We start from the raw sequence: 23788 nt of genomic DNA on the forward strand, positions 1-23788 counted from the left end.
ATTTGTATAATTATAATTAATGGTTTTAAATAATTATTAAATTTATAAATAAATAAAATCTAATTTATTATATAGATAATAATAAAAAATTTAAAACATATAAAATTAAAAATAAATATTATTTCATATTTTGTAAAATATTTAAAAAAAATTAAACATAGTACAAAAATACTAAAAAATAGGTAATGATTAATAACAATCCTTAATAATATATTGTCGTTATTAATCATCATCTACAATTACGTTACTATAATCGTAAATAAAAAGATATAATGAATAACCAATATTAAAAATATTTTTTTAAAATTATTTATATTTGTATTTGTTTTAAAACACATTATTAATCTAATTTATTTAAATTTTACAAAAAAATTTCTAGATAATTAAATTATCTCAATTAATATAATTCTTATATCTAACATCGCAAAAATTATAATAATTTTTTATTATTTTTCTTTATAATCAAAAGGGGGAGTAACATTTTTTTTATTCATTAATTCATCTATTTGTAGAGATTCAATTGTTTCATATTTTAATAAAGCATCTTTCATAGAATGTAAAATATCTAAATTTTTTGATAAAATATTCCTAGCTCTTTCATAATTTCGATCGATTATTACCTTAATTTCTTTATCAATAATTCTTGCTGTCTTATCAGAAATAGATTTATTACGAGAAACATCTCTTCCTAAAAAAATTTCTTCTTCGTCTTTAAAATATAATAAAGGGCCTAATTTTTCTGAAAAACCCCATTTAGTAACCATATTACGAGCTAAACTTGTTGCAATCTTTATATCATTTGAAGCTCCAGTAGAAACCAGTTTTTTACCATAAATTATTTCTTCCGCCAACCGACCTCCATATAATGTAGATATTTGACTTTCTAATTTATTACGGCTAATGCTTAAAGCATCTTCTGTAGGAAGAAAAAAAGTTACTCCTAAAGCTTTTCCTCGAGGAATAATCGTAACTTTATGAGCTGGATCATGTTCTGGAACTAATCTTCCTACAATAGCATGACCAGCTTCATGATAAGCTGTAGCTTCTTTTTGAAACTCACTCATAACCATGGATTTTCTTTCCGCACCTAATAATATTTTATCTTTTGCTTTTTCAAAAGCAAACATAGAAACAACTGTTTTTCCACAACGAGCAGAAAATAAAGCAGCTTCGTTAACTAAATTTGCTAAATCTGCACCAGAAAAACCAGGAGTACCTCTTGCAATAGTCATAGAATTAACATCCTTTTTGAAAGGAATTTTTTTCATATGCAAATCTAATATATTTTTTCTACCCCTGATATCAGGTAACGACACTACAACTTGTCTATCAAATCTACCAGGCCTTAATAATGCTGGATCTAATACATCAGGTCTATTAGTTGCAGCAATTAAAATTACCCCTTCATTTCCTTCAAACCCATCCATTTCAACAAGCATTTGATTTAAAGTTTGTTCTCTTTCATCATGCCCTCCTCCTAAACCAGCTCCTCTCTGTCTACCTACTGCGTCAATTTCATCAATAAATATAATACAAGGAGCAACTCGTCTAGATTGTTCAAACATATCTCGAACTCTAGATGCCCCAACTCCTACAAACATTTCTACAAAATCAGAACCCGAAATAGTAAAAAAAGGAACTTTAGCTTCTCCTGCAATAGCTTTAGCTAATAAAGTTTTACCAGTTCCAGGAGGTCCAATCATTAAAATTCCCTTTGGTATTTTAGCTCCTAATTTTTTAAATTTTTCAGGTTCTCTTAAGTATTCTACTAATTCTTCTACTTCTTCTTTAGCTTCATCACATCCTGCAACGTCATTAAAAGTAATTTTTATTTCATTCTCCATTAACATTTTAGCTTTACTTTTTCCAAAAGATAATGCTCCTTTTCCACCTCCATTAATTTGAATTTGTTTCATAAAAAAGAGCCAAATACCTATTAAAAACAACATTGGAAACCAAGAAAACATTAAAGAAATGAACCAATTAGGTTGTTCTGGAGCTATTCCTGTAATTTTAATATGATTTTTTAATAAATTATCTAATAGTCTAGGATCATTCATAGGAACATATGTACCATATTGACTACTATCTTTTTTAATGACTTTGATATAATTACTGTTAATTTGTACTTCATGAATTTGATCTTGGTTAATTTCTGTTTTAAAAGTAGAATAATCTACTTTTTTAAGTTTTATACTATTTACATTAATGCTTTGGAAAATAGACATCACTAAAATTGAAATTATCAACCAAAAGATCAAATTTTTAGTCGTATCATTCAAAAAAGTAACCTCATAATAATTACAAAATTTAAATAACAACAGATAATTTTATTTTTTTTTATTACCTGCAACAATGAAAACTTCACGTGAATACGATCGTGATGATTTCGGTTTTCTTATTTTAACAGACGAAAAATAGCTACGTATTGTTCTTAAATATGCATCGAATCCATCTCCCTGAAAAACTTTAACTAAAAAACAACCTGAATTAATCAAAACTATTTTCGCAATACTAAAAGCTAATTGAGCTAAATAAATAGATTTAGAAACATCTATTGATGCAATACCAGTAGTTTTAGGCGCCATATCTGATACTAATAAATCAATAGGTTTTTTTTTTAAATAACCTAAAAATGAATCCAAAAACTCTTGTTTCATTACATCTCCCTGAATGAATGATACCCCTTCTATTGGTTTCATAAAAGTAATATCAATGGCAATAATTTCTCTGTTTTTTTGTAATATTGTTTTTTTTGCAATGTACTGAGACCAACCTCCTGGATATGATCCTAAATCTACTATATGTTTTTTATTTGTAATAATATTATCAATACGATCAATTTCTTCTAATTTAAACCAAGATCGAGAGCGTATTTTTCTTTCATGTGCATCACGTGTGTATTTATCTTTAAAATAACACTTAAACCGATTTAAATAATTAATAGATCGATTTTTTTTATTCATAATATTTCTTCATAGTTTAATGTTTAAAAAAATAAATATTTTTGAATTATATAAAATCATAAATTGTAATATTTATTAATAATCAAAAAATATAAACAAAATATTTTTCTAATTAAATTTTATTGACTTAATTTCATATTTTAAAATAAATAAAAATATTTTATATCTTATGAATAAAAATTTAACTAAAAGAAGAATTTAAATATGTTCAATACTCAAAATTTTATATGATACTGAACCTCGAGGGGTTTTAACTGATACAATATCATTTATTTTTTTGCCTATTAAATAACGAGCAACAGGAGAATTAATTGAAATTAATTTTTTTTTAAAATTAGATTCATCATCTCCGACAATCCGATATGTACTAATTTTTTTTTGAAATATATTTAAAATTGTAATTGTAGATCCAAAAATAACTCGACCATTGCTATTAATTTTTTTAATATCTATAATATTTGCTTTTGATAATATCGTTTCAATATATCTAATTCTTCCTTCACAAAAACTCTGTTCTTCACGAGCTGCATGATATTCAGCATTTTCTTTTAAATCTCCATGATTTCTTGCTTCTTTTAAAGCATTAATAATTTGGGGTCTTTTAATTTTTTTTAATATGTTTAATTCTTTTATAAGTTTTTTTTCACCAGATATTGTAATAGGAATTTGATCTATCATACTATATTCTCCATAATCTATTCTATTAAATATATCTAAATTAAAATATTAGGATTTACAATGATTAACTTTTTAATAAAATAGTGATATAGATATTGTAATATTAAAAGTAAAAATAGAATTAAAATCAAAAATAGAAAAAAATTTTTATTTATATTTAAAATAATTAGTATAGTATTATATACTATATATAAATAATTTTTATTCACTATAATAAATACTATAATTGAATAAAATTCATTGGTTTTATTAATCTAACTACTTAATAATTATTAATTTTTATTATAATATACAGATCATTAATAAATCTAATAGTATTTTTATAATCAATTATTTGTTAAATATGATTTCACTATATAAAAATAAATCACATACATATGATCATAAAAAAAATAAAAAAAATAATTCAAGAAAAAATATCATTACAAGAAATCTATGTTGAAGGGGATGAAAATAATATAAAAATTATTGCAGTTGATAAAATATTTCATAATATGAATTCTTTGCAACGACAAAAAATTATATACGCCCCTCTAACAGTTTATATTACAAATAAAACTATTCACGCTATCAACATTTATACTTTTACACCTGAAGAATGGAAAAAAAAAAGTAAAAAAATTTCTTTTTAAATGAAATAATTTTATAAAATATATAAATTAAAAAATTAATTTTTAATTAATTAAATATTTTAAATAAAATATAAAATTTAAAATTTATGATATAAACATAAAATTTTCTATATTTTTTATTAAAAAATATAGAAAACAGATATTTAAGAAATTTTTTATTAATTTTAATTTTATAAAAGATTAAATATGTTTATAAAATATAATTTTATTAGATATATTTAATAAATTAAAAAAAATATTTTATACATATAATAAAAAATTTAATTAAAATACATATTTATATGTATTTTTAAATAAAAGTAAAAGTTTTTTTAAAAAAACAGAGTTTTAATTTTTATTGAAAAATTATTTATTTACATGATAATTTAAATACATATATGAATTAATAATTCAATAAATTAAAATAAAAAATTTTAAATTTTTAATAATAAGGAAAAAAATTTTATGTATGCCATTTTTATTAGTGGAGGTAAACAATATCGTGTTTCAGAAGGCGATATAATAAAAATAGAAAGATTAACAGAATCTATTGGATCTATAATAAAAATAAAAAAAATATTAATGATCAATAAAAATAATAAAAAAAAATTAGGTCAACCATATTTACAAAATTCATATATTGATGCTCAAATATCAGAACAAGGAAAATTAAAAAAAATTAATATTATTAAATTCAAAAGAAGAAAACACTATAAAAAAACACAAGGTCATAGACAGCTATTTACTTCAATAAAAATTATGAAAATCCACTACTAATAAAGAGAAAAAAAATGGCACATAAAAAAGCTGGAGGTTCAACTCGAAATGGTCGAGATTCAAACCCCAAAAAATTAGGAGTAAAAAAATTTGGGGGGGAACATGTCGTAGCAGGATGTATTTTAGTAAGACAAAGAGGAACAAAATTTCATCCCGGTTTAAATGTAAAATGTGGTAAAGATCACACTTTATTTGCTATAAAACATGGATTTGTTCAATTTATAAAAAAAGGAAAAAATAATCGTAATTATATTAATATTATTTAATTAATGTAGTAATTATTATCAATAATATAAAAAATTAAATATTAAACATATATTAATTTTTTTAGGAATATTATGAAATTTATTGACGAAGTAGATATTGAAGTTACAGCTGGAAACGGAGGTGATGGTTGTATTAGTTTTCGAAGAGAAAAATTTATCCCTAAAGGGGGGCCTGATGGAGGTAATGGAGGAAAAGGAGGTGATATTTGGATTGAAATTGATACAAATATAAATACCTTATCAGCATATCAATTTAAAAAAAAATTTCAAGCGGAACACGGATACCCTGGTAAACCAAAAAATTGCACCGGAAAAAATGGTAGTGATTTAATAATTACAGTTCCTGTAGGAACTCAAATAATTGATTCTATTAGTAATACATTAATTACAGACTTTGACAGTAAAGAAAAAAAAAAAATATTAATTGTAAAAGGAGGTTATAATGGATTAGGTAATCTTCGATTTAAATCTTCTACCAATAGATCCCCTTATAAAAAAACATTGGGAAAAAAAGGTGAATCAAGAAAAATTAAATTAAAATTAATAATATTAGCTGACGTTGGTACATTAGGATTACCTAATGCTGGAAAATCAACTTTAATTAATAGCATTTCAAAATCGTTGTCAAAAACAGCCTCTTATCCATTTACTACATTACATCCATATCTAGGAGTAGTTAAAGTTAGTTTAAAAAAAAAATTTGTTATTGCTGATATTCCTGGATTAATTAAAAACGCACATAAAGGAATCGGTTTAGGTATTCAATTTTTAAAACATTTAGAGCGATGTAAAATACTCATACATATTATTGATATTATGCCATCCGACGGTTCAGATTTATTGCAAAATATAAAAATAATATTAAATGAAATTAAAAATTATAGTAACGAATTATATTTAAAACCTAGATGGATTGTATTTAATAAAATTGACTTAATAAATAAAAAAAATGAAAATATACAAATATCTAAAATATTAAAAAAAATAGATTATCAAGACAAAATTTTTTTTATATCAGCAAAGGAAAAAATAGGAATTCAGAATTTATGTAAAAATTTATGGTTATTTTTAAATAAAAATAGTTAATTATTTTAAAAATATAGATATACATTTTATTTTTTTCAACTCGGATAAAATTATATCTCGTGTTGAAAAAAATATTCTAATTAACGTTTTGAAAATTGCGGTTTTTTTCTGGATTTTCTTAAACCTACTTTTTTTCTTTCTACTTCTCTAGAATCTCTAGTAACAAATCCTGATTTTTTTAATATAGATTTAAAAGTTTGATCATAATTAATTAAAGCACGAGTTATTCCGTGACGTATTGCTCCTGCTTGTCCAGAATTACCTCCTCCTTTTACAGTTATATATAAATCCATTTTATCATTCATATTAACTAAAAATAAAGGTTGCAAAATTATTTTTCTAGCATTTTCCCTTAAAAAATATTTTTCTATGGCAAATTTATTAATTATAATATTACCACTTCCTTTTTTTATAAAAACACGAGCTGAAGAACTTTTTCTTCTACCTGTCCCATAATTTTGCATAATTATAATTGCCTGATATTGTTAAAATCTAAATTTTTAATAATTGTGGATTTTGAGCTGCATGAGTATGTTCTGAATCCGAAAAAATTTTTAAGTTTTTTAATACGGATTTGCTTAATGTGTTTTTTGGTAACATACCTTTCACTGCAAGATAAATAACACGTTCTGGATTTTTAATAATCATGTCTTTAAAACTAATTTTTTTAATTCCACCTATATATCCTGTGTGATGGTAATACATTTTATCGCTATTTTTCTTTCCTGTTAATAATATTTTTTTAGCGTTAATAACAATTATATAATCACCAGTATCCATATGACTAGTATATTCTGGTTTATGTTTACCTCTTAGATATGTAGATAAAATAGTTGCTAATCTTCCTAATATTTTATTTTTGGCATCTATATAATACCATTTTTTTTCAATTTCATTTTTTTTTGCTGAAAAAGTTTTCATATTTATATAACCTATATGATTCAAAATTTTTGTATATAAAATATTTCATTTAAAGATACAATAATATTGTATATAAAAAAATTTTTTAAAATATACAGATTATTAAATTAAATAAATTTTAATTAAAATCTATTAAAAATAATAACACGATCAATTTAATAATTAAAGTATATTCATTATAATTAAAGTTCATAACTAAATTAAACAAAAATATTCATGTATTATATGAATAATATTATAATAAATATAATTAATGAATGAAAAATTATAATTTTAAATCATAGTCTAATTTAGATAAAAATTATATTGCAATCTAAAATTAAAAAGATTTATCATTATTTCATGTATGTAAATTACATAGTGGATTTTAAAATATGAAAAAAAAAAAAATAATAGAAAAAATTCGTATACAAATTAACGAAATCGATTATAAAATTATTTCTTTGCTTGCTAAAAGAAAAATGCTTGCTCAAGAAATAGCTAAAGAAAAAATTTTAAATAATTTAAATATCAAAGATAAACACAGAGAAAAAGAACTAATAGATAATATTCAAATACTTGCTAAAACTAAACAACTTAATACAGAGTTTGCGGTACAAATATTTAAATTAATTATTTCGAATTCAATTCAAGAGCAAACATATTTTATTCAAAATGAATTACATAAAAAAATAAAAAAAATTGCATTACTTGGACCTGAAGGCTCATATTCATACCTAGCATTTTTAGAATACCAAAAAAATCAAATAAATAATTATACGTTTAATATTATTAAAACTGATAATTTTAAAGAAATTATTAATTATGTTGAATCAAATAGTTCATATTATGGATTATTACCATTAGAAAATACTAGTTCAGGATCGATTCAAGAAGTATTTAATTTATTATTGAAACACAATGTTTTTATTATTAATGAGATATTTTTATTAATTAATCACTGTTTATTGTCTGTTAAACATGCTAATTATTCAACTATAAAAACTGTATATTCACATTATCAACCTTTAAAACAGTGTAGTAATTTTATTAAATTGTTTCCTCATTGGAAAATAAAAAATGTACATAGCAGTTCTAATGGTATGGAAAAAATATCGCAATATAATTCAATTGAAAAAGCGGTATTAGGAAGTCAAGAAGGAGGATCTTTATATAATTTAAAAGTTATTAAAGATAATATTGCTAATAAAAAAAATAATATTACTAGATTTATTATTATTTCTAATAAACCAAAAAAAAATAAAGAAAATGAAGTAGTTAAAATGTCTTTTATTTTTATTGTTCAAAATAAAATAAATAATTTATTAAAAATTATCAGAATAGTTCAAGAAAATGAAATTATTATTCATAAAATTCAAACGTTTCCTATTATCGAAGATCCAATAAAGCATTTTTTTTATTTTGAAATTAAACATAAACTAAGTAATAATAATATTATAAAAATTATTGATGATATAAAAAATTTAACCGATTTTTGTAAAACACTAGGATCTTATTCAATTAATAATTGTAATAATTTTTAAAAAAATAAATGTAAAATATTTTAATAATTAAAATTATAATATTTAATAATACTTATTAAAATATAAATATTTAAAAAAATAAAATTTTTGTTATTTAAATTGTCTATTTAGTATAGATTATATTAAAATTAATTTATTATAAAAGATAAAAAAAATTATATTATTTATACTAAGTTAACTTTATTTACTACCTATAGTAATCACATAAAATAATGTTTTATATATAATTATTTCATATAGAAAATTGAGAAAAAAATGTTTAACAATTTAACTGAACATTTACGTAAAATTTTAAATAAAGTATCTAATTCTGGTAGAATTACTCAAAAAAACATTTATGATACTTTAAGAGAAGTTAGAACAGCTTTATTAGAAGCAGATGTTTCTTTGCCAGTAGTAAAAAAATTTATTAAAAATGTTGAAATTAAAGCAATTGGAAAAGAACTAAATAATACTCTTACACCTGGACAAGAATTTATAAAAATTGTACAAAAAGAATTAATATTTTGTATGCAAAGTAAAAATCAAAATTTAAATTTATCATCATCTATTCCATCTATAATTTTATTAGTTGGATTACAAGGAATGGGAAAGACAACAACATCAGCAAAATTAGGTAAATATATTAAAGAAAAAAATAAAAAAAAAATATTAATAACTTCATTAGATATATATCGACCAGCAGCTATTGAACAATTACAAATTTTATCTAATCAAATTAAAATAGATTTTTTTCTTCCATTAAAAAATAAAAAACCGATAGAAATCGCACAATCAGCTATAAAATATAGTAAAAAAAATAATTATGAAGTTGTTATAATTGATACTGCTGGAAGACTTCATGATAATGTAGTAATGATGAATGAATTAAATGATATCTATCAATCTATTTCTCCTATTGAAACATTATTAATTATTGACGCAATGGTTGGTCAAGATGCTAATAATATTACTAACCAATTTAAGCAATACATTGATCTAACAGGAATAATAATAACAAAAACAGATGGAAATTCTCGAGCAGGAGTTGCTTTGTCAGTTAGAGAAATGACAGGAAAACCTATCAAATTTATCGGATCAGGTGAAAAAATAAATGCTATTGAATTGTTTGATCCTGAAAAAATTGCTAAAAGAATTTTAGGTATGGATGATGTTGTATCAATAATTGAAGAAATAGAAAATAAAATAACAGATAAACAATCAAAAAACTTATCTAAAACAATAAATTCAAATAAAAATTTTGATTTAAACGATTTTTTAATGCATATTCAAGAGTTAAAAAAAATAGGAGGTTTAAGTAGTTTTATTAATCGATTACCTAATAATAATTTTTTTAATAATTCTAATAAATCATCAATTGATGATAAAACATTAAAAAAATTTTCTGCAATTATTTATTCTATGAATGAAAAAGAAAAAAAAAATCCTAATATTATTAAATTTTCGCGAAAAAAAAGAATTGCATTAGGTTCAGGGGTACATATACAAGATATTAATATTATGTTAAAACAATTTTTATATTTACAAAAAATCATGAAAAAAGTAAAAAAAGGAAATATTAAGAGTATTTTTGAAAATCTAAAAAATATTTTTTTAAAATAAAAAAATATAACTATATAGGCAAAATAAAAATGATTAAAATAAGATTAGCACGTCACGGAGCTAAAAAAAAACCGTTTTATAAAATAGTTATTGCAAATAATAAATCACCAAGAGATGGAAAATTTATTGAAAAAATTGGGTTTTTTAGTCCTATATGTAAAAATAGAAAAGAAAAGATCTATATTAACGATGATAGATTACAATATTGGATTAAACAAGGCGCGCAATTTTCTGAAAAAACTAAATATTTAATAAAAAAACAAAAAAAATCATAAAAATATGAACAAAGAAAAAAAAAACATACTTTATGATCAAAGAAATTTAATAATAGTCGGTAAAATTAGTTCTCCATTTGGAGTATCAGGATGGTTGCATCTAATTTCTTTTACTGAAATAAAAAAAAAAATATTTTCATATAAACCTTGGATTATTCAAAATCATACTTATTTTGAAAAAATTCAATTAGAAAGTTGGAAAATTCATAATAAAAAATTTATTATAAAAATAGTTGATATAAATAATAGAAATGAATGCAATATTCTAATAAATAAAAAAATTTTAGTAAATCAAACTAATCTTTCATATTTACGCAAAGGAGAATATTATTGGAAAGATATTATTAATTGTAATGTTTATGATGAAATCGACAAACACTTAGGAATAGTTACGCATATCATTGAAAATAAATTTTATGATATACTTGTTATTCATAATAATGAAAAAAAAAAAGAAATATATATTCCTTTTATAGTATCAAAAATCATAATAAAAGTGAATATTAATATTAAAACAATTATTGTTAAAAACAATTTTTTATATTAAGTAAAATAAAAAATTTGAAGATAATTATGGATATAAAAATTATTAGCATTTTTCCTGAAATGTTTTTTCCAATTATGAAATATGGAATAATACATAAAGCAATTAAAAAAAACATAATTACAATAACATTATTACAACTAAGAAATTTTTCTGATCAAAAAAGAAAAAACATTGACGACAAGCCATATGGTGGAGGAGCTGGAATGATATTTACTGCACCTCCATTACAGAAAGCAATTAATAACGCAAAATTATTATGTAAAAATCCTATTAAAGTAATTTATTTATCTCCTCAAGGAAAACAAATAAATCAAAAAAACATAAATAAAATTATTAAAAATAAAACATTAATATTCGTATGTGGAAGATATGAAGGTATTGATGAAAGGGTTATTGAAAATGAAATTGATGAAGAATGGTCAATTGGCGATTATATTTTAAGTGGAGGTGAACTAGCTGCGATGGTATTAATTGATGTTATTACTAGATTTATTCCAGGAGTAATATCCAAAAAACAATCTTTAAAAGAAGAATCTTTTTTTACAGGAATTTTAGATCACGCTCATTATACACGACCAAAAACAGTTTCTGGAATTCAAGTTCCTCAAGTACTATTATCTGGAAATCATAATAAAATTAACGAATGGAGAATAAAAAATGCGATAAAAAAAACTTGGGAAAAAAGGCCTGACTTATTATATAACATTAAATTTAATAAAGATAAATAAATATAAAAAAATAATTTAAGACAGAAAAAATGAGCAAATTATGTATAATATAATTCAAAAAATTGAACAAAAACAAATGAAAAAAACATTTCCTATATTTAAAACAGGAGATACTATAGAAGTAAGTGTATGGATTGTAGAAGGGGAAAAAAAAAGAACTCAAAATTTTACAGGTGTTGTTATAAGTAAAAAAAATAGAAGCATAAATTCATCTTTTACTGTAAGAAAAATATCTAATGGAGAAGGAATAGAACGAGTATTTCAAAAATATTCTCCTATTATTGAAAAAATAATTATATTACGGAAAGGTCATGTAAGAAAATCTAAATTATATTTTTTAAGAGGAAGAACAGGAAAATCTGCTCGTATTAAAGAACGATTAAAATAACATTTAATAATAAATAATTGAAATAATCATGCAGTATATATTGCTGCATAATTATTTTATAAATTCTATGTGTATACTACATAACAATATTTTTATATATATAAAATTTATTTAGTACCACCTACAGTCAGAGAATCTATTCGCAAGGTAGGCTGCCCCACTCCAACTGGAATACTTTGGCCTTCCTTAACACATATTCCTACACCTGAATCTAAAGCTAAATCATTACCAACCATAGAAATTTTATTCATTACTTCAATTCCTGAGCCAATTAACATTGTTTTTTTTATTGGATGAATAATTTTTCCTTTACGTATTAAATATGCTTCTGATGTAGAAAATACAAATTCACCAGAAGTAATATCAACTTGACCTCCAGAAAAATTCTTAGCATAAATACCATTTTCTATACTTTTTATAATATCTTCAGGTTTATCTTTACCTGGTAACATATAAGTATTAGTCATTCTAGGCATAGGAAGATACGCATAAGATTGTCTGCGTGAATTTCCAGTAGAAAAATTATTCCCCATTAATCGAGCATTAAATTTATCTTGCATATAAGATTTTAATACCCCATTTTCAATCAATGTATTACACTGTGTTATAGTTCCTTCATCATCAATATTAAGTGATCCTCTTAATGAAGATAATGCTCCATTATCAACTATACTACATAAATTAGATGCTACTTTTTTACCTATTTTATCACTAAAAATAGAAGTTTTTTTTCTATTAAAATCTCCTTCTAAACCGTGACCTACTGCTTCATGTAATAAAACTCCTGGCCATCCTGAACCTAATACTACCGGCAATAATCCCGAAGGGGCTTCTTTAGCTGATAATTTTATTAATGCAATGCGTACAGCTTCTCGAGCCCATGATTCAAATAATTTTTCACTACTATTATGATTTTTTTCAAATAAAAAAGTAAATTCTTCTCTTTTCCCTCCTCCCATATTACCTATTTCACGTTTTCCTTTTTCTTCAACTAAAACTTGTATTGATAAACCAACTAATGGTCGAATATCCACTGATAAATTACCATCAGTAGAAGCAACTAAAACTTGTTCATACTTACTTGTTAATATTGCATTAACTTGCGTAACTCGAGAATCAATAGATCTCGCAATTTGATCAATTTTATATAAAATATTTATTTTTTCTTGATCTTTTAAGTTTTCTATAGGATTTTTAATACCATATACATCATTAATAAATTTCTGTGATATTCTATTTATCGTGCAAGGTATGATGGTATTAATATTTTTTTGTTTAATTTTATTTATTAGTTTATACAAAGAATCTAAATTAATAATATTAGAATAAGAAAATAAAGTAGTATAACCTGATATACAACGCATACCTACACCTTTATCTATACTATAATTTCCTTCTTTAACAATTCTATTTTCTAAAATCCAAGATTCTGATTCAACTTTTTGAAAATATAAATCAGAATATTGAACATCTTTTTTATATATCTCATGTAATATCGAAAAAACATCTTGTTCATTGAGTTTATTAATAGTTAATAAAGCATCAACCACCTTTTTTTTCATAAATATTTACTCGAAAACGTTAAATAAATAGTTTATTATTAACTTAATTTTTATTAACAATAAACAAATGGAATGTAATTCTAAATAATTATACATGTGTTATTCAATATAATAATAAAAAAAATTTTTTAATTAGATTATTTTTATAAAAAATTTTTATTGTAAAAATATTTTTATTATTTTTCTATTATCTAACAAACAATTTTAAAATTAATCTAATTAATTATTTTTTTATTATTTATAACATAATTTATTTTAATTACATAATACAATGTACAATAGGATAATATATGGAAAAAAAAAACAATGTTTTATTAATTAACGGACCTAATTTAAATTTATTAGGGGAAAGAGAACCAACAATATACGGATCATATACATTATCTAGTATTATTAAAAATTTAAAAAAAGAAGCTAATAAATATAATATACAATTATTTGATTTTCAATCAAATTCAGAACATTTGCTTATTGAAGAAATTCATAATGCAAAAAATAAATCCATTGTATATATTATTTTTAATCCTGCAGCTTTTACTCATACTAGTATTGCTTTAAGAGATGCATTATCAGCAATAAATATCCCATTTATTGAAGTTCATATTTCTAATATATATGCAAGAGAAAATTTTCGTACAAACTCTTGGTTTTCGGATATATCCCACGGAATAATTTCTGGATTAGGAAAAGATGGGTATTTATGGGCATTAAAAACTATAATTAATCGCATTAAAAAAAAATAAAAATTTATTTAATAAATATAAAAACACTTTTCTAATTACAGAAAGGTGTAAAATACATCACAAATAATATATAATTTTTAATAAAAATTAATGTATTTAATGATTATTAAAAATAAAATTATTTACAAATAAATAATTTTAATAAATGATTTTTATCAATTAATTTTTTTTAACTGTTTAATACAATCTCTCATATCTTTTGGTAATGGTATTTCTATATCCATTTTTTTTTGTGTAATAGGATGTACAAAAGAAATTTTTTTAGAATGTAAAAGTTGACGATCTATATTGTTAATTAATAATTTAACTTTGTTGTGTTTTAAAAAAATAATTTTATTAATTTTATTATGTTTAGAATATAACGTATCTCCTAGTACAGGATGCCCGATATATTCCATATGTACTCTTATTTGATGAGTTCTACCTGTTTCTAGTTTAACCCTCAAATGCGAAAAATATTTGTATCTTGCTAAAATTTTATAATAAGTAATAGCTTTTTTCCCTATTTTCTGAACACTCATTTTAATTCTTTTTTTAGGATGTTTAGCTACATTATTTTCTATAGTTTTATCCGTAAATAATAATCCATATACAATAGTTTCATATTCACGTGTAATCTTTTTATTTTTCATAATAGTATTAAACCAAAAATATGATTCTAATGTTTTTGCAATAATTACTAAACCTGTTGTATTTTTATCTAAACGATGAACTATACCAGCTCTAGGTATATAATTTAAATAAGCATATTTTTCTAATAATAAATGTAAAATAGTATCATGGTTATTTTTAATACCAGGATGCATAATAATGCCGCATTGCTTATTAAGTACCATTAAATAATCATCTTCATATACAATGTTTAAAAAAAAATTGTTTTTTATATGTAATTGTGTGTTTTCAATAATGGGTAATACTGTAATTTTATCTCCAATAATAATTTTTTTTTTGGTTGAACAACAATTGTTTGATTCACAATAACCTGTTTATTTTTAATACATTTTTTAAAAAAAGATCGTGAATACTGAGGAAAAAATATGGATAAAAATTTATCTAACCGTAAATAATTTTGATAAATATTAGAAACAATACATTTTAATTTTTTTTTTATCATAAAAAATACCTAAAATTATTATTTTTAATAAAAATATTAAAAACACTTATTTCAATTGACACATTATAAAGTTAATTTTGTTAATTTAATAAAATTAAATTAAAATTATTTTATTAAATTACAGATGTTAAAAATATATAAATTAATATACACAACAAAAATATTTAAATTGGAGATATATGAACTTTAAAACAAATGAAATACGTCATATTTTTTTAGATTTTTTTAAAAACAAAAATCATGAAATAATATCAGGTAACAATATTATACCAAAAAATGACGATACATTACTATTTATTAATGCAGGAATGAATCAATTTAAAAATATTTTTTTAGGAAAAGAAAAACCTGTTTTTAAACGCATAACTACATTACAAAATTGTTTAAGAACAGGAGGAAAACATAATGATTTTAATCATGTAGGATATACAAATTATCATCATACTTTTTTTGAAATGTTAGGAAACTTTAGCTTTAATGATTATTCTAAAGAAGAAGCTATTCTTTTTGCTTGGGAATTAATGACTAATAAAAAATGGTTTAATATAGATCCGCAAAAACTATGGATTACTGTGCATGTTGGTGATGTCGAAACATATCAAATATGGAAAAAAATTTTAAATAATAAATTAAAAAATAATATTTTTTTTCTTGGTAGTAATAATAATATATACGAAAATGAAAATTTTTGGCAAATGGGAGAAATAGGTCCATGTGGATTTTGTACAGAAATCTTTTATCAACATACAAAAAATCATGATTCTAATATATCACCATCAGTTTTTTTAAAAAAAAAATGTGTTGAAATATGGAATATTGTATTTATGCAATTTTATAAAAATAAAAATAACACGTTAAATCCTTTAACATCATTTTCTATTGATACTGGTATGGGATTAGAACGTATTAGTTCAGTACTACAAAAGGTAAAATCTAGTTATGAAATCGATATTTTTAAAGAAATTATCAACGAAATTTATAATACTTTTACAATAAAAAATAACAATCAAACTTCTATAAAAATAATCGCTGACCATATTAGATCCGCTTCATTTATTATCGCAAACGGAGTGCTACCTTCAAATGAAGGTAGAGGATATGTTGTAAGACGTATTATTCGTAGAGCGTTAAGACATGGTCATATTTTGGGAATAAAAGATTTATTTTTTTATAAAATTGTTCCTGTATTAATTCGATCTATGCAAGGAAACAATAAAATACTCATTAATAAACAAAAAGAAATAGAAAAAACAATATATGAAGAAGAAAAACAATTTTTTATAACATTAGAAAATGGAATAAAAGTATTAAATAAAGCATTAAATAAATTAAAAAATAATACATTAAATGGAGCAATAATCTTTCAATTATATGATACTTTTGGATTCCCTGTAGATTTAACTGAAGAAATATGTAAAGAAAAAAAAATTAAAATAGATCACGAAGGTTTTATACAATGCATGAATTTACAAAAATCTAGAAGTAAAAAATTTAAAAAAAATTATTTTACAAATATAGAGAATATTCCTCCTGTTATAAAATCTAAATTTATAGGATATAATAATTTATCTACAAATAGTAAAATTATTTATATTTCTTCACAAGGAAAACAAAAAAAAACAATTACATCTCCGGATCATGCTTCAATTATTCTAAATCAAACAACATTTTTTGGAGAATCATCAGGTCAAATAGGAGATAAAGGTACTATCTATAACAAAACCGGAATATTTGAAGTTTATACAACAACAAAACAATTATATTCCATAGTACATTTTGGAAAAATTATTAAAGGACATTTAAATACCGATGATAATGTCATTGCAAAAGTTCACTGTAAAACTCGAAGAAAAATTCAAGCGAATCATTCAGCTACTCATCTATTACATTCTTCATTGCGTTATATTATTAATGATCAAATTTTTCAAAAAGGATCGTTTATTGATCAAGATCATTTAAGATTTGATTTTAATTATTATAAAAAAATCTCTTTAAAGAAAATTTTTAATATAGAAAAATTAGTTAATAAATACATTCAAAAAAATATCTTAGTCGAAGAGACTTTTATGGAATTAAAACAAGCAAAAAAATTAGGAGTTTTATCTTTATTTGAATCAAAATATAGTAATCAAGTAAGAGTTTTATCTATTGGAAGTTATTCAAAAGAATTGTGTGGAGGAACTCATGTTCTAAGAACAGGAGAAATTGGTTATTTTAAAATTATTGCAGAACAAAATGTATCGTCTGGAATAAGAAGAATTGAAGCTGTAACAGGAGATGCTGCTATTCAATATAATCAGAAACAGGAATCAATGATACAAGAAATAAAAACAATATTTTGTACTAATACTGAAAACATTATAAAAAATATAAAATCTGTATTAAATAATAATGCTATACTAGAAAAAAAATTACAATATTTAAATAAAAAAAATGAATTAACGATTTATAAAGATATAGTTAATGAAATTAAAAAAATAGGAAAATATAAAATATTAATTAAAAATTTTACAGATAAAGATATTTTATTAAAAAATCAATTAATTCAATCATTACGTAATATCAAAAATAATTTCATTATGATTTTTACATATCTTAATCAAAATAAATTATCAATAACAGTTACTATTAGTAATAATTTATTAGATCAACAAAATGCATTAACAATATTTAAAAAAATTATTTGTGACACTACAATAAAAGGGGGGGGTTCTAAAAAAATAGCATGTGGTGGAGGAAAAAACACTAAAGATATAAAAAAAGTTTTATTTAATATACAACAATGGAAAGAAAAAATAATAAAAGAATAAACATTTTTAAAATTATTTGTTTTAATTAAATATTGTTTAGTTGATACGAAAACTTTTAAAAACGATATTTATTTTTTTCGAAAAAATAAAATATATTAATTTTATTTATTAATAAAAAGGATCTTAGAATGTTAATTCTAACGCGTCGAGTCGGAGAAACACTAATTATTGGTGATGAAATAACTGTTACAGTATTAGGAGTGAAAGGAAATCAAGTCAGAATTGGTGTTAATGCTCCAAAAAATGTTTCTGTTCATCGAGAAGAAATATACGAAAGAATTCAAGCCGAATACAATAAAAAAAATGCAAAAAAAAATATTTAAAAAAAATCGTGTTCTGCTAATATAAATAGCAAAGCACGTTTCATATAATATTATTGTTTTTATAATAAATTTAAATAAGAATTGAATTTAATTGGTATTAATAATACTGTAATGATATAAAAAATATTTTTTATCTAAATTAAAATATATTAAATCAAAATTTATATAAAATATATTTGACTTATTAATTAAACCACGTAATATATTAAAAAATATATAAATATATATATAAAAAATTATAAAAACAATAATAAAAAATAATAAAAACATTGGTGAGATGGCCGAGAGGCTGAAGGCTCTCCCCTGCTAAGGGAGTATACAAAAAAATTGTATCGAGGGTTCGAATCCCTCTCTCACCATAAAAATTTATGCACCCGTAGCTCAGTTGGATAGAGCACTCGGCTACGAACCGAGAGGCCAGAGGTTCGAATCCTCTCGGGTGCAAATAATTTTTAATTATAATTAAATATATTTAAAAATTATTTAATTATAATTAAAAATTTATAAATATCATTTATAGATATTACATTAAAAAATAATTATAGTTAAAATACTTTATTTTAAATACAGGAAAACTTAATTGATTTCAATAAATTCAAAAGCACTTAATTGGATAAATAATAATAAAAAGTTTTTTAACAAAATTATTAGAGGAATCGAACGCGAAGCATTAAGAGTAAATAAAAAAACAGGTTTATCAGTAACTACTTCTCATCCAAAAAAAATGGGTAAAACACTAACTCATAAATGGGTTACAACTGATTTTTCTGAAAACTTATTAGAATTAGTTACTCCAAAAAAAGAAAATATAGAATCATTAATAAAATTTTTAAAAGATTTATATATATATTCAATTCAAAATATTAATAATCAAGAAAGATTATGGCCTTTCAGTATTCCCTTTTATAATAATAAAAATAATAAAATAAAATTAGCGGATTATGGACAATCTAATAGTGGAAAAATAAAAAAATTATATAGAAAAGGATTACAAAAAAGATATGGTAATTTCATGAATACCATGTCTGGAATTCATTATAATTTTTCATTTCCTATAAGATTCTGGGAACAACAAGAAAATACTAATAACTCCACTACTATTTCAGAAGGGTATTTAAAAATAATTAGAAATTATTACCGTATAGGATGGATAATTCCTTACTTATTTGGAGCGTCTCCAGCTATACCTGTAAATTGCTTAAATAATTCTACAGTAGAGAAAAAATTAAAATATCATAAAAAAAAATTTTTGTATCTACCATGGTCTACTTCTTTACGTATTAGTCAGTTTGGACATAATAACAAATTAAATAAAAATATTCATATTTCTTATAACAGCTTAGAAGAATACACAGATTCAGTCCAATTAGTAATGAATACTACTTGTAAAAAATTTCAAGAAATCAAGTTAAAAGATAGTAAGGGAAATTTAAATCAACTTAACCATAATATTTTACAATTAGAAAATGAACTATATACACAAATACGACCAAAAATAGCGTTAAGCAAACATAGTAATTCTATTATCAATACAATAAAGAAAAATGGCATTCAATATATTGAAGTTCGTTCATTAGATATTAACCCCTTTCAAGACATAGGTATAAATAAAACACAAATATTGTTTTTAGATCTGTTGTTAATATTATGTTTTTTTTCTAAATCATTATCAATTCATAAGGCAGAATGGAAAAATATTAACAAAAATTGGGAAAATATTGCTTTATATGGAAGAAAACCAAACCAAACTATTTTTACAGGATCGAATAATACAAAAAAACCGTTAAAACAAATAGGAAAATCAATTTTTTTTGAATTAAAAAAAATTGCTAAAATATTAGACAGTTTAGCAAATAACAATACTTACTTTAACACATGTTTATATTTAGAAAAATTTTTTGAATACCCAGAATTAACATATTCATCTCGATTCTTAAAAAAAATAAAAAAAGAAGGTATACAAAACCAAGGAATAAAATATTCAAATTTTTATTATCAAAAAAATAAAAATATAAATTTTTTTACATTAAATGATTTAGATTTTTTTAAAGAAGCAGAAAAATCAAAAAAAAAACAATTAAAATTAGAAGAAAATGATAGAATAAAAAACATAGATTTTTTAGTCTATTTAAAAAATTTTTTGAATAATACAAAACATTAAAATAAATAACTTAAATAAAATAATTAAATATAAGGCACTCATGATTATAATATAAATTGAAAAATTATTTAATAAGTTAAATAACTATTTTTTTTAAAAAAATATGATTTGTTCACACTATTAAATATAAAATTTAAAATCTTTAATATTAAAAATATTTAACATTACTTTTATAAAATATAAATAAACAAAAAAATTTTGAATAAGAATTCGAATTATATTGAAATAAAATTGAAAATTTTTAATTTGTTAAAAAATATTTATTTTTATAAATTTATTAATATTTTACAATTTAAAAATGAAAAATGCTTATACAACGAATATATGAATCAAAAAAATTATATATGAATGAATTAATAGTAATTAATGATCATGATCGATATCATTATTTACATAACGTAATTCGTATTAAAAAAGGAGACAGTATTATTGTTTTTAACAATAGTAAATTTAATTTTTACTGTAAAGTTATTGCAATAATGCCTTATAAAATTATTTTACAAGTAAATCAAATAAAAGAAAATAAAAATGAATCTAATGTATATTTACATCTAGCACAAATAATATCTTTGAATAAAAAAAAAATGAATTTTATTATTCAAAAAAGTACTGAAATGGGAATTAATGAAATTACTCCAATTATAATTAAAAAAACACATATAATTACTTCAAATGTCATAAAAAAATGGAAAAAAATAAGTATTTCTTCTTGTCAACAATGTTGTAGAAGTATTATTCCTATAATTAATCCGCCTATTGAACTAAATAAATGGTTAAATCAAAACCATGAAACAGATCAAAAAATTATTTTTTACCCCCATACACAAAATAAATTAATTAATGTAAAACGTAAAGTAAAAAAAATTATTATTATGGTAGGTAATGAAAATGGATTTTCAAATCTTTCTATTAAAAAATTTAAAGAATATGGATTTCATGACATTTCTATAGGAAAGAGAATACTAAGAATGGAAACTGCAGTAATTGCAGCAATTTCAGTCATACAAGTGAGATATGGAGATTTTTAAAAAAAATATAAAGATTTTTTATTTGTTATTACTGAACCTAAGGGTATATCCCAGTTATTTACTATGAAATTATTATTATACTGTAATGCATAAGCAAAACCAATTAGATTATTTTTTTTATTAAAATTTTGTAATAATCGATCATAAAAACCACAACCCTGACCTAACCTATATCCATTTTTATTAAAAGCAACTAATGGAACTATAATTACATCTAAATTTGTATGATTAATAATTTTATTATAATGAAATATAGGTTCATATATATGATATTGATTAATTTCTAATTTATCGTTAATATTATATTGCAAAAAAATCATTGATCTATTTTTTAAAGAAGTAATTTTCGGAAGAAAAATGTTTTTATTTTGATGAAATAAACGATTAATCAAGGTAAGAGTGCTTATTTCTAAAGCAGTAGAATAAAATAAACCAATATTATTAGATTTTTGAATTAATATATTTTGTAACATTAAATTAGTAGCAATTAAAGAATATATTTTTTTTTTCTTGTTTTTTAATTCAATAATATTTTTTTTTATTTTTTTTCTTATTATTTTATTCATATAAACATATATATAAATTTCTTATAGTTCAAAAATATTTAGTATTTTAGTACTTCTTTTTCATTACTTAATAAAATTAAATCTGCCGGTTTTTTTGCAAATATACCTACAGTAACAACGCCTGTTATAGAATTAATTAACATTTCTGTATTAATTGGATCAATAATATTTAAATTAAATATATCAATAATAATATTACCATTGTCTGTAACAAAATTTTTTCTAATTATAGGTATTCCACCTAACTTAACTATTTCTTGCATCACAAAAGATTGCGCCATTGGTATAACTTCTATAGGAACTGGAAATTTTTTTCCTAAATATTGTACTTGTTTACTTTCATCGACGATACAAATAAAAATATCTGCCAATGCTGCTATTATTTTTTCTCCTGTTAAGGCTCCACCCCCTCCTTTAATCATTCTTTTTTTTAAATCTACTTCATCAGCACTATCAATATAAATTTGTAAAGAATTAATTGTATTAACATCAAAAACTTTAATACCATTTTTTCTTAAATATAAAGTAGAGTTATTAGAACTAGATACTGTACCATTGATTATATTTTTTATTTTCTTTAATTCATTTATAAAATAAATAACAGTACTACCTGTACCGACCCCAATAGTCATTCCAGGATGTATATATTTTATTACTTCTTTAGCTACCATTTTTTTTAACTTTTTTTTATTCATGAACGTATATAAAATATATATTAAAAATAATTGATTAATGAAAAATAGATTTTTTATTTATATAAAATTATATCTGGGGTACCTGGATTCGAACCAGGGATGTCGGTATCAAAAACCGATGCCTTAACCTCTTGGCTATACCCCATAAAATAAAAATATATAATAGTTATAAAAAGAATAATAAATAAATACGGAGAGCGAGATTCGAACTCGCAAACATTTCAGTGCCAGAACCTAAATCTGGTGCGTCTACCATTTTCGCCATCCCCGCATATTATCATGAAATATAAAACAAATTATTTATGGCTATGATGGGAATTGAACCCATGACCCCAGCGTTATGAGTGCTGTGCTCTAACCAGTCTGAGCTACATAGCCTAATATTATTATTATTAATATTATTTTATTTATATTTTGT

The 23788-nt window shown here is 21.9% G+C and carries 25 protein-coding genes and 5 tRNA genes; 17 read left to right on the forward strand and 13 right to left on the reverse strand.

Features of this window, described 5'->3' with window-relative positions; genetic code table 11:
• Window positions 1–446 precede the first annotated feature (446 nt).
• The 3 genes from ftsH to greA all read right to left on the reverse strand — a co-directional run bounded on the left by ftsH (window position 447) and on the right by greA (window position 3644).
• On the reverse strand, window positions 447–2282 hold the full coding sequence (gene ftsH, locus AB4W61_RS01535) for an ATP-dependent zinc metalloprotease FtsH (RefSeq protein ID WP_367678774.1): 1836 nt from the start codon (window positions 2280–2282) through the stop codon (window positions 447–449).
• A 48-nt stretch (window positions 2283–2330) separates the two neighbouring features.
• Window positions 2331–2966 carry an RlmE family RNA methyltransferase gene (locus AB4W61_RS01540; protein ID WP_367678775.1) on the reverse strand — a complete coding sequence of 212 codons (636 nt, stop codon included), beginning with the start codon at window positions 2964–2966 and terminating at the stop codon, window positions 2331–2333.
• A gap of 198 nt (window positions 2967–3164) precedes the next feature.
• On the reverse strand, window positions 3165–3644 hold the full coding sequence (gene greA, locus AB4W61_RS01545) for a transcription elongation factor GreA (RefSeq protein WP_367678776.1): 480 nt from the start codon (window positions 3642–3644) through the stop codon (window positions 3165–3167).
• Between the two features lie 377 nt (window positions 3645–4021).
• On the opposite strand from greA, the gene AB4W61_RS01550 reads away from it, so the two are divergent.
• The 4 genes from AB4W61_RS01550 (at window position 4022) to cgtA (ending at window position 6384) form a co-directional block, all read left to right on the forward strand.
• Window positions 4022–4276, forward strand: a complete 255-nt coding sequence (locus tag AB4W61_RS01550; protein WP_367678777.1) for a BolA/IbaG family iron-sulfur metabolism protein — start codon at window positions 4022–4024, stop codon at window positions 4274–4276.
• 444 nt (window positions 4277–4720) lie between these two features.
• Window positions 4721–5032 (forward strand): 50S ribosomal protein L21, encoded by a 312-nt coding sequence (gene rplU / locus AB4W61_RS01555; protein ID WP_367678778.1) that lies wholly within the window; start codon window positions 4721–4723, stop codon window positions 5030–5032.
• 14 nt (window positions 5033–5046) lie between these two features.
• On the forward strand, window positions 5047–5298 hold the full coding sequence (rpmA, locus tag AB4W61_RS01560; RefSeq protein WP_367678779.1) for a 50S ribosomal protein L27: 252 nt from the start codon (window positions 5047–5049) through the stop codon (window positions 5296–5298).
• Window positions 5299–5370: 72 nt separating this feature from the next.
• Entirely contained in the window at window positions 5371–6384 is a 1014-nt protein-coding gene (gene cgtA, locus AB4W61_RS01565; protein ID WP_367678780.1) for an Obg family GTPase CgtA, read from the forward strand.
• An 80-nt stretch (window positions 6385–6464) separates the two neighbouring features.
• On the opposite strand, the gene rpsI is transcribed toward cgtA, so the two are convergent.
• Both rpsI and rplM read right to left on the reverse strand, forming a co-directional pair.
• Window positions 6465–6857, reverse strand: coding sequence for a 30S ribosomal protein S9 (gene rpsI, locus AB4W61_RS01570; protein WP_367679160.1), 393 nt, complete (start codon window positions 6855–6857; stop codon window positions 6465–6467).
• 19 nt (window positions 6858–6876) lie between these two features.
• On the reverse strand, window positions 6877–7305 hold the full coding sequence (rplM, locus tag AB4W61_RS01575) for a 50S ribosomal protein L13 (RefSeq protein ID WP_367678781.1): 429 nt from the start codon (window positions 7303–7305) through the stop codon (window positions 6877–6879).
• 374 nt (window positions 7306–7679) lie between these two features.
• Between rplM and AB4W61_RS01580 the strand changes: the two genes are divergently transcribed.
• From AB4W61_RS01580 to rplS, 6 genes are all read left to right on the forward strand, one after another.
• Window positions 7680–8828 (forward strand): prephenate dehydratase domain-containing protein, encoded by a 1149-nt coding sequence (locus AB4W61_RS01580; protein ID WP_367678782.1) that lies wholly within the window; start codon window positions 7680–7682, stop codon window positions 8826–8828.
• A gap of 255 nt (window positions 8829–9083) precedes the next feature.
• Window positions 9084–10430, forward strand: a complete 1347-nt coding sequence (gene ffh, locus AB4W61_RS01585) for a signal recognition particle protein (RefSeq protein ID WP_367678783.1) — start codon at window positions 9084–9086, stop codon at window positions 10428–10430.
• Between the two features lie 29 nt (window positions 10431–10459).
• A complete protein-coding gene (gene rpsP, locus AB4W61_RS01590; RefSeq protein WP_367678784.1) occupies window positions 10460–10705 on the forward strand; it encodes a 30S ribosomal protein S16 in 246 nt (81 codons plus the stop codon).
• 4 nt (window positions 10706–10709) lie between these two features.
• Window positions 10710–11252, forward strand: a complete 543-nt coding sequence (rimM, locus tag AB4W61_RS01595; protein ID WP_367678785.1) for a ribosome maturation factor RimM — start codon at window positions 10710–10712, stop codon at window positions 11250–11252.
• 26 nt (window positions 11253–11278) lie between these two features.
• Window positions 11279–11980: a tRNA (guanosine(37)-N1)-methyltransferase TrmD gene (gene trmD / locus AB4W61_RS01600; RefSeq protein WP_367678786.1), complete on the forward strand. Its 702-nt coding sequence runs from the start codon at window positions 11279–11281 to the stop codon at window positions 11978–11980.
• A gap of 40 nt (window positions 11981–12020) precedes the next feature.
• The gene (gene rplS / locus AB4W61_RS01605; RefSeq protein WP_367678787.1) at window positions 12021–12368 is read left to right on the forward strand and encodes a 50S ribosomal protein L19; all 348 of its coding nucleotides are present in this window, start codon (window positions 12021–12023) and stop codon (window positions 12366–12368) included.
• Window positions 12369–12475: 107 nt separating this feature from the next.
• Here rplS and tldD read toward each other — a convergent pair whose 3' ends face one another.
• The gene (tldD, locus tag AB4W61_RS01610) at window positions 12476–13930 is read right to left on the reverse strand and encodes a metalloprotease TldD (RefSeq protein WP_367678788.1); all 1455 of its coding nucleotides are present in this window, start codon (window positions 13928–13930) and stop codon (window positions 12476–12478) included.
• Between the two features lie 290 nt (window positions 13931–14220).
• Here tldD and aroQ point away from each other — a divergent pair, with 290 nt between their 5' ends.
• Window positions 14221–14673 carry a type II 3-dehydroquinate dehydratase gene (gene aroQ, locus AB4W61_RS01615; RefSeq protein ID WP_367678789.1) on the forward strand — a complete coding sequence of 151 codons (453 nt, stop codon included), beginning with the start codon at window positions 14221–14223 and terminating at the stop codon, window positions 14671–14673.
• A 155-nt stretch (window positions 14674–14828) separates the two neighbouring features.
• On the opposite strand, the gene AB4W61_RS01620 is transcribed toward aroQ, so the two are convergent.
• Together AB4W61_RS01620 and AB4W61_RS01625 are read right to left on the reverse strand one after the other, a co-directional pair.
• Window positions 14829–15614, reverse strand: coding sequence for an RluA family pseudouridine synthase (locus tag AB4W61_RS01620; RefSeq protein WP_367679161.1), 786 nt, complete (start codon window positions 15612–15614; stop codon window positions 14829–14831).
• The gene (locus AB4W61_RS01625; RefSeq protein ID WP_367678790.1) at window positions 15554–15787 is read right to left on the reverse strand and encodes a S4 domain-containing protein; all 234 of its coding nucleotides are present in this window, start codon (window positions 15785–15787) and stop codon (window positions 15554–15556) included. Before AB4W61_RS01625 ends, AB4W61_RS01620 begins: the two co-directional genes overlap by 61 nt.
• 179 nt (window positions 15788–15966) lie before the next feature.
• Between AB4W61_RS01625 and alaS the strand changes: the two genes are divergently transcribed.
• The 6 genes from alaS (at window position 15967) to AB4W61_RS01655 (ending at window position 22109) form a co-directional block, all read left to right on the forward strand.
• Window positions 15967–18597, forward strand: coding sequence for an alanine--tRNA ligase (alaS, locus tag AB4W61_RS01630; RefSeq protein WP_367678791.1), 2631 nt, complete (start codon window positions 15967–15969; stop codon window positions 18595–18597).
• Between the two features lie 128 nt (window positions 18598–18725).
• Entirely contained in the window at window positions 18726–18920 is a 195-nt protein-coding gene (gene csrA, locus AB4W61_RS01635; protein ID WP_367678792.1) for a carbon storage regulator CsrA, read from the forward strand.
• 271 nt (window positions 18921–19191) lie between these two features.
• A tRNA-Ser gene (locus AB4W61_RS01640) sits at window positions 19192–19279 on the forward strand.
• Between the two features lie 11 nt (window positions 19280–19290).
• Window positions 19291–19364 (forward strand) — tRNA-Arg (locus AB4W61_RS01645).
• A gap of 136 nt (window positions 19365–19500) precedes the next feature.
• Window positions 19501–21081 (forward strand): glutamate--cysteine ligase, encoded by a 1581-nt coding sequence (gshA, locus tag AB4W61_RS01650; protein ID WP_367678793.1) that lies wholly within the window; start codon window positions 19501–19503, stop codon window positions 21079–21081.
• Between the two features lie 305 nt (window positions 21082–21386).
• A complete protein-coding gene (locus tag AB4W61_RS01655) occupies window positions 21387–22109 on the forward strand; it encodes a 16S rRNA (uracil(1498)-N(3))-methyltransferase (protein ID WP_367678794.1) in 723 nt (240 codons plus the stop codon).
• On the opposite strand, the gene AB4W61_RS01660 is transcribed toward AB4W61_RS01655, so the two are convergent.
• The 5 genes from AB4W61_RS01660 to AB4W61_RS01680 all read right to left on the reverse strand — a co-directional run bounded on the left by AB4W61_RS01660 (window position 22106) and on the right by AB4W61_RS01680 (window position 23748).
• Window positions 22106–22675: a 5-formyltetrahydrofolate cyclo-ligase gene (locus AB4W61_RS01660; protein WP_367678795.1), complete on the reverse strand. Its 570-nt coding sequence runs from the start codon at window positions 22673–22675 to the stop codon at window positions 22106–22108. The genes AB4W61_RS01655 and AB4W61_RS01660 overlap by 4 nt on opposite strands.
• A gap of 38 nt (window positions 22676–22713) precedes the next feature.
• Window positions 22714–23370, reverse strand: a complete 657-nt coding sequence (gene rpiA, locus AB4W61_RS01665; protein WP_367678796.1) for a ribose-5-phosphate isomerase RpiA — start codon at window positions 23368–23370, stop codon at window positions 22714–22716.
• Window positions 23371–23443: 73 nt separating this feature from the next.
• Window positions 23444–23515, reverse strand: a tRNA-Gln gene (locus AB4W61_RS01670).
• 44 nt (window positions 23516–23559) lie between these two features.
• A tRNA-Leu gene (locus AB4W61_RS01675) sits at window positions 23560–23641 on the reverse strand.
• A 32-nt stretch (window positions 23642–23673) separates the two neighbouring features.
• A tRNA-Met gene (locus AB4W61_RS01680) sits at window positions 23674–23748 on the reverse strand.
• Between the last annotated feature and the right edge of the window lie 40 nt (window positions 23749–23788).

The organism is Buchnera aphidicola (Thelaxes suberi) (assembly GCF_964059005.1).
GTDB classification, from domain to species: Bacteria; Pseudomonadota; Gammaproteobacteria; order Enterobacterales; family Enterobacteriaceae; genus Buchnera_I; species Buchnera_I aphidicola_C.

Bases quoted from the DNA above. Each gene is read 5' to 3' on its own strand.
- csrA (WP_367678792.1), top strand. From the start codon at position 18,726: ATGTTAATTCTAACGCGTCGAGTCGGAGAAACACTAATTATTGGTGAT.
- rplU (WP_367678778.1), top strand. From the start codon at position 4,721: ATGTATGCCATTTTTATTAGTGGAGGTAAACAATATCGTGTTTCAGAA.
- rimM (WP_367678785.1), top strand. From the start codon at position 10,710: ATGAACAAAGAAAAAAAAAACATACTTTATGATCAAAGAAATTTAATA.
- tldD (WP_367678788.1), bottom strand. From the start codon at position 13,930: ATGAAAAAAAAGGTGGTTGATGCTTTATTAACTATTAATAAACTCAAT.
- AB4W61_RS01580 (WP_367678782.1), top strand. From the start codon at position 7,680: ATGAAAAAAAAAAAAATAATAGAAAAAATTCGTATACAAATTAACGAA.
- rpiA (WP_367678796.1), bottom strand. From the start codon at position 23,370: ATGAATAAAAAAAAGTTAAAAAAAATGGTAGCTAAAGAAGTAATAAAA.
- AB4W61_RS01540 (WP_367678775.1), bottom strand. From the start codon at position 2,966: ATGAATAAAAAAAATCGATCTATTAATTATTTAAATCGGTTTAAGTGT.
- AB4W61_RS01625 (WP_367678790.1), bottom strand. From the start codon at position 15,787: ATGATAAAAAAAAAATTAAAATGTATTGTTTCTAATATTTATCAAAAT.
- rplS (WP_367678787.1), top strand. From the start codon at position 12,021: ATGTATAATATAATTCAAAAAATTGAACAAAAACAAATGAAAAAAACA.
- rpsP (WP_367678784.1), top strand. From the start codon at position 10,460: ATGATTAAAATAAGATTAGCACGTCACGGAGCTAAAAAAAAACCGTTT.
- greA (WP_367678776.1), bottom strand. From the start codon at position 3,644: ATGATAGATCAAATTCCTATTACAATATCTGGTGAAAAAAAACTTATA.
- aroQ (WP_367678789.1), top strand. From the start codon at position 14,221: ATGGAAAAAAAAAACAATGTTTTATTAATTAACGGACCTAATTTAAAT.
- cgtA (WP_367678780.1), top strand. From the start codon at position 5,371: ATGAAATTTATTGACGAAGTAGATATTGAAGTTACAGCTGGAAACGGA.
- ffh (WP_367678783.1), top strand. From the start codon at position 9,084: ATGTTTAACAATTTAACTGAACATTTACGTAAAATTTTAAATAAAGTA.
- rplM (WP_367678781.1), bottom strand. From the start codon at position 7,305: ATGAAAACTTTTTCAGCAAAAAAAAATGAAATTGAAAAAAAATGGTAT.
- rpmA (WP_367678779.1), top strand. From the start codon at position 5,047: ATGGCACATAAAAAAGCTGGAGGTTCAACTCGAAATGGTCGAGATTCA.
- alaS (WP_367678791.1), top strand. From the start codon at position 15,967: ATGAACTTTAAAACAAATGAAATACGTCATATTTTTTTAGATTTTTTT.
- AB4W61_RS01655 (WP_367678794.1), top strand. From the start codon at position 21,387: ATGCTTATACAACGAATATATGAATCAAAAAAATTATATATGAATGAA.
- AB4W61_RS01550 (WP_367678777.1), top strand. From the start codon at position 4,022: ATGATCATAAAAAAAATAAAAAAAATAATTCAAGAAAAAATATCATTA.
- trmD (WP_367678786.1), top strand. From the start codon at position 11,279: ATGGATATAAAAATTATTAGCATTTTTCCTGAAATGTTTTTTCCAATT.
- AB4W61_RS01660 (WP_367678795.1), bottom strand. From the start codon at position 22,675: ATGAATAAAATAATAAGAAAAAAAATAAAAAAAAATATTATTGAATTA.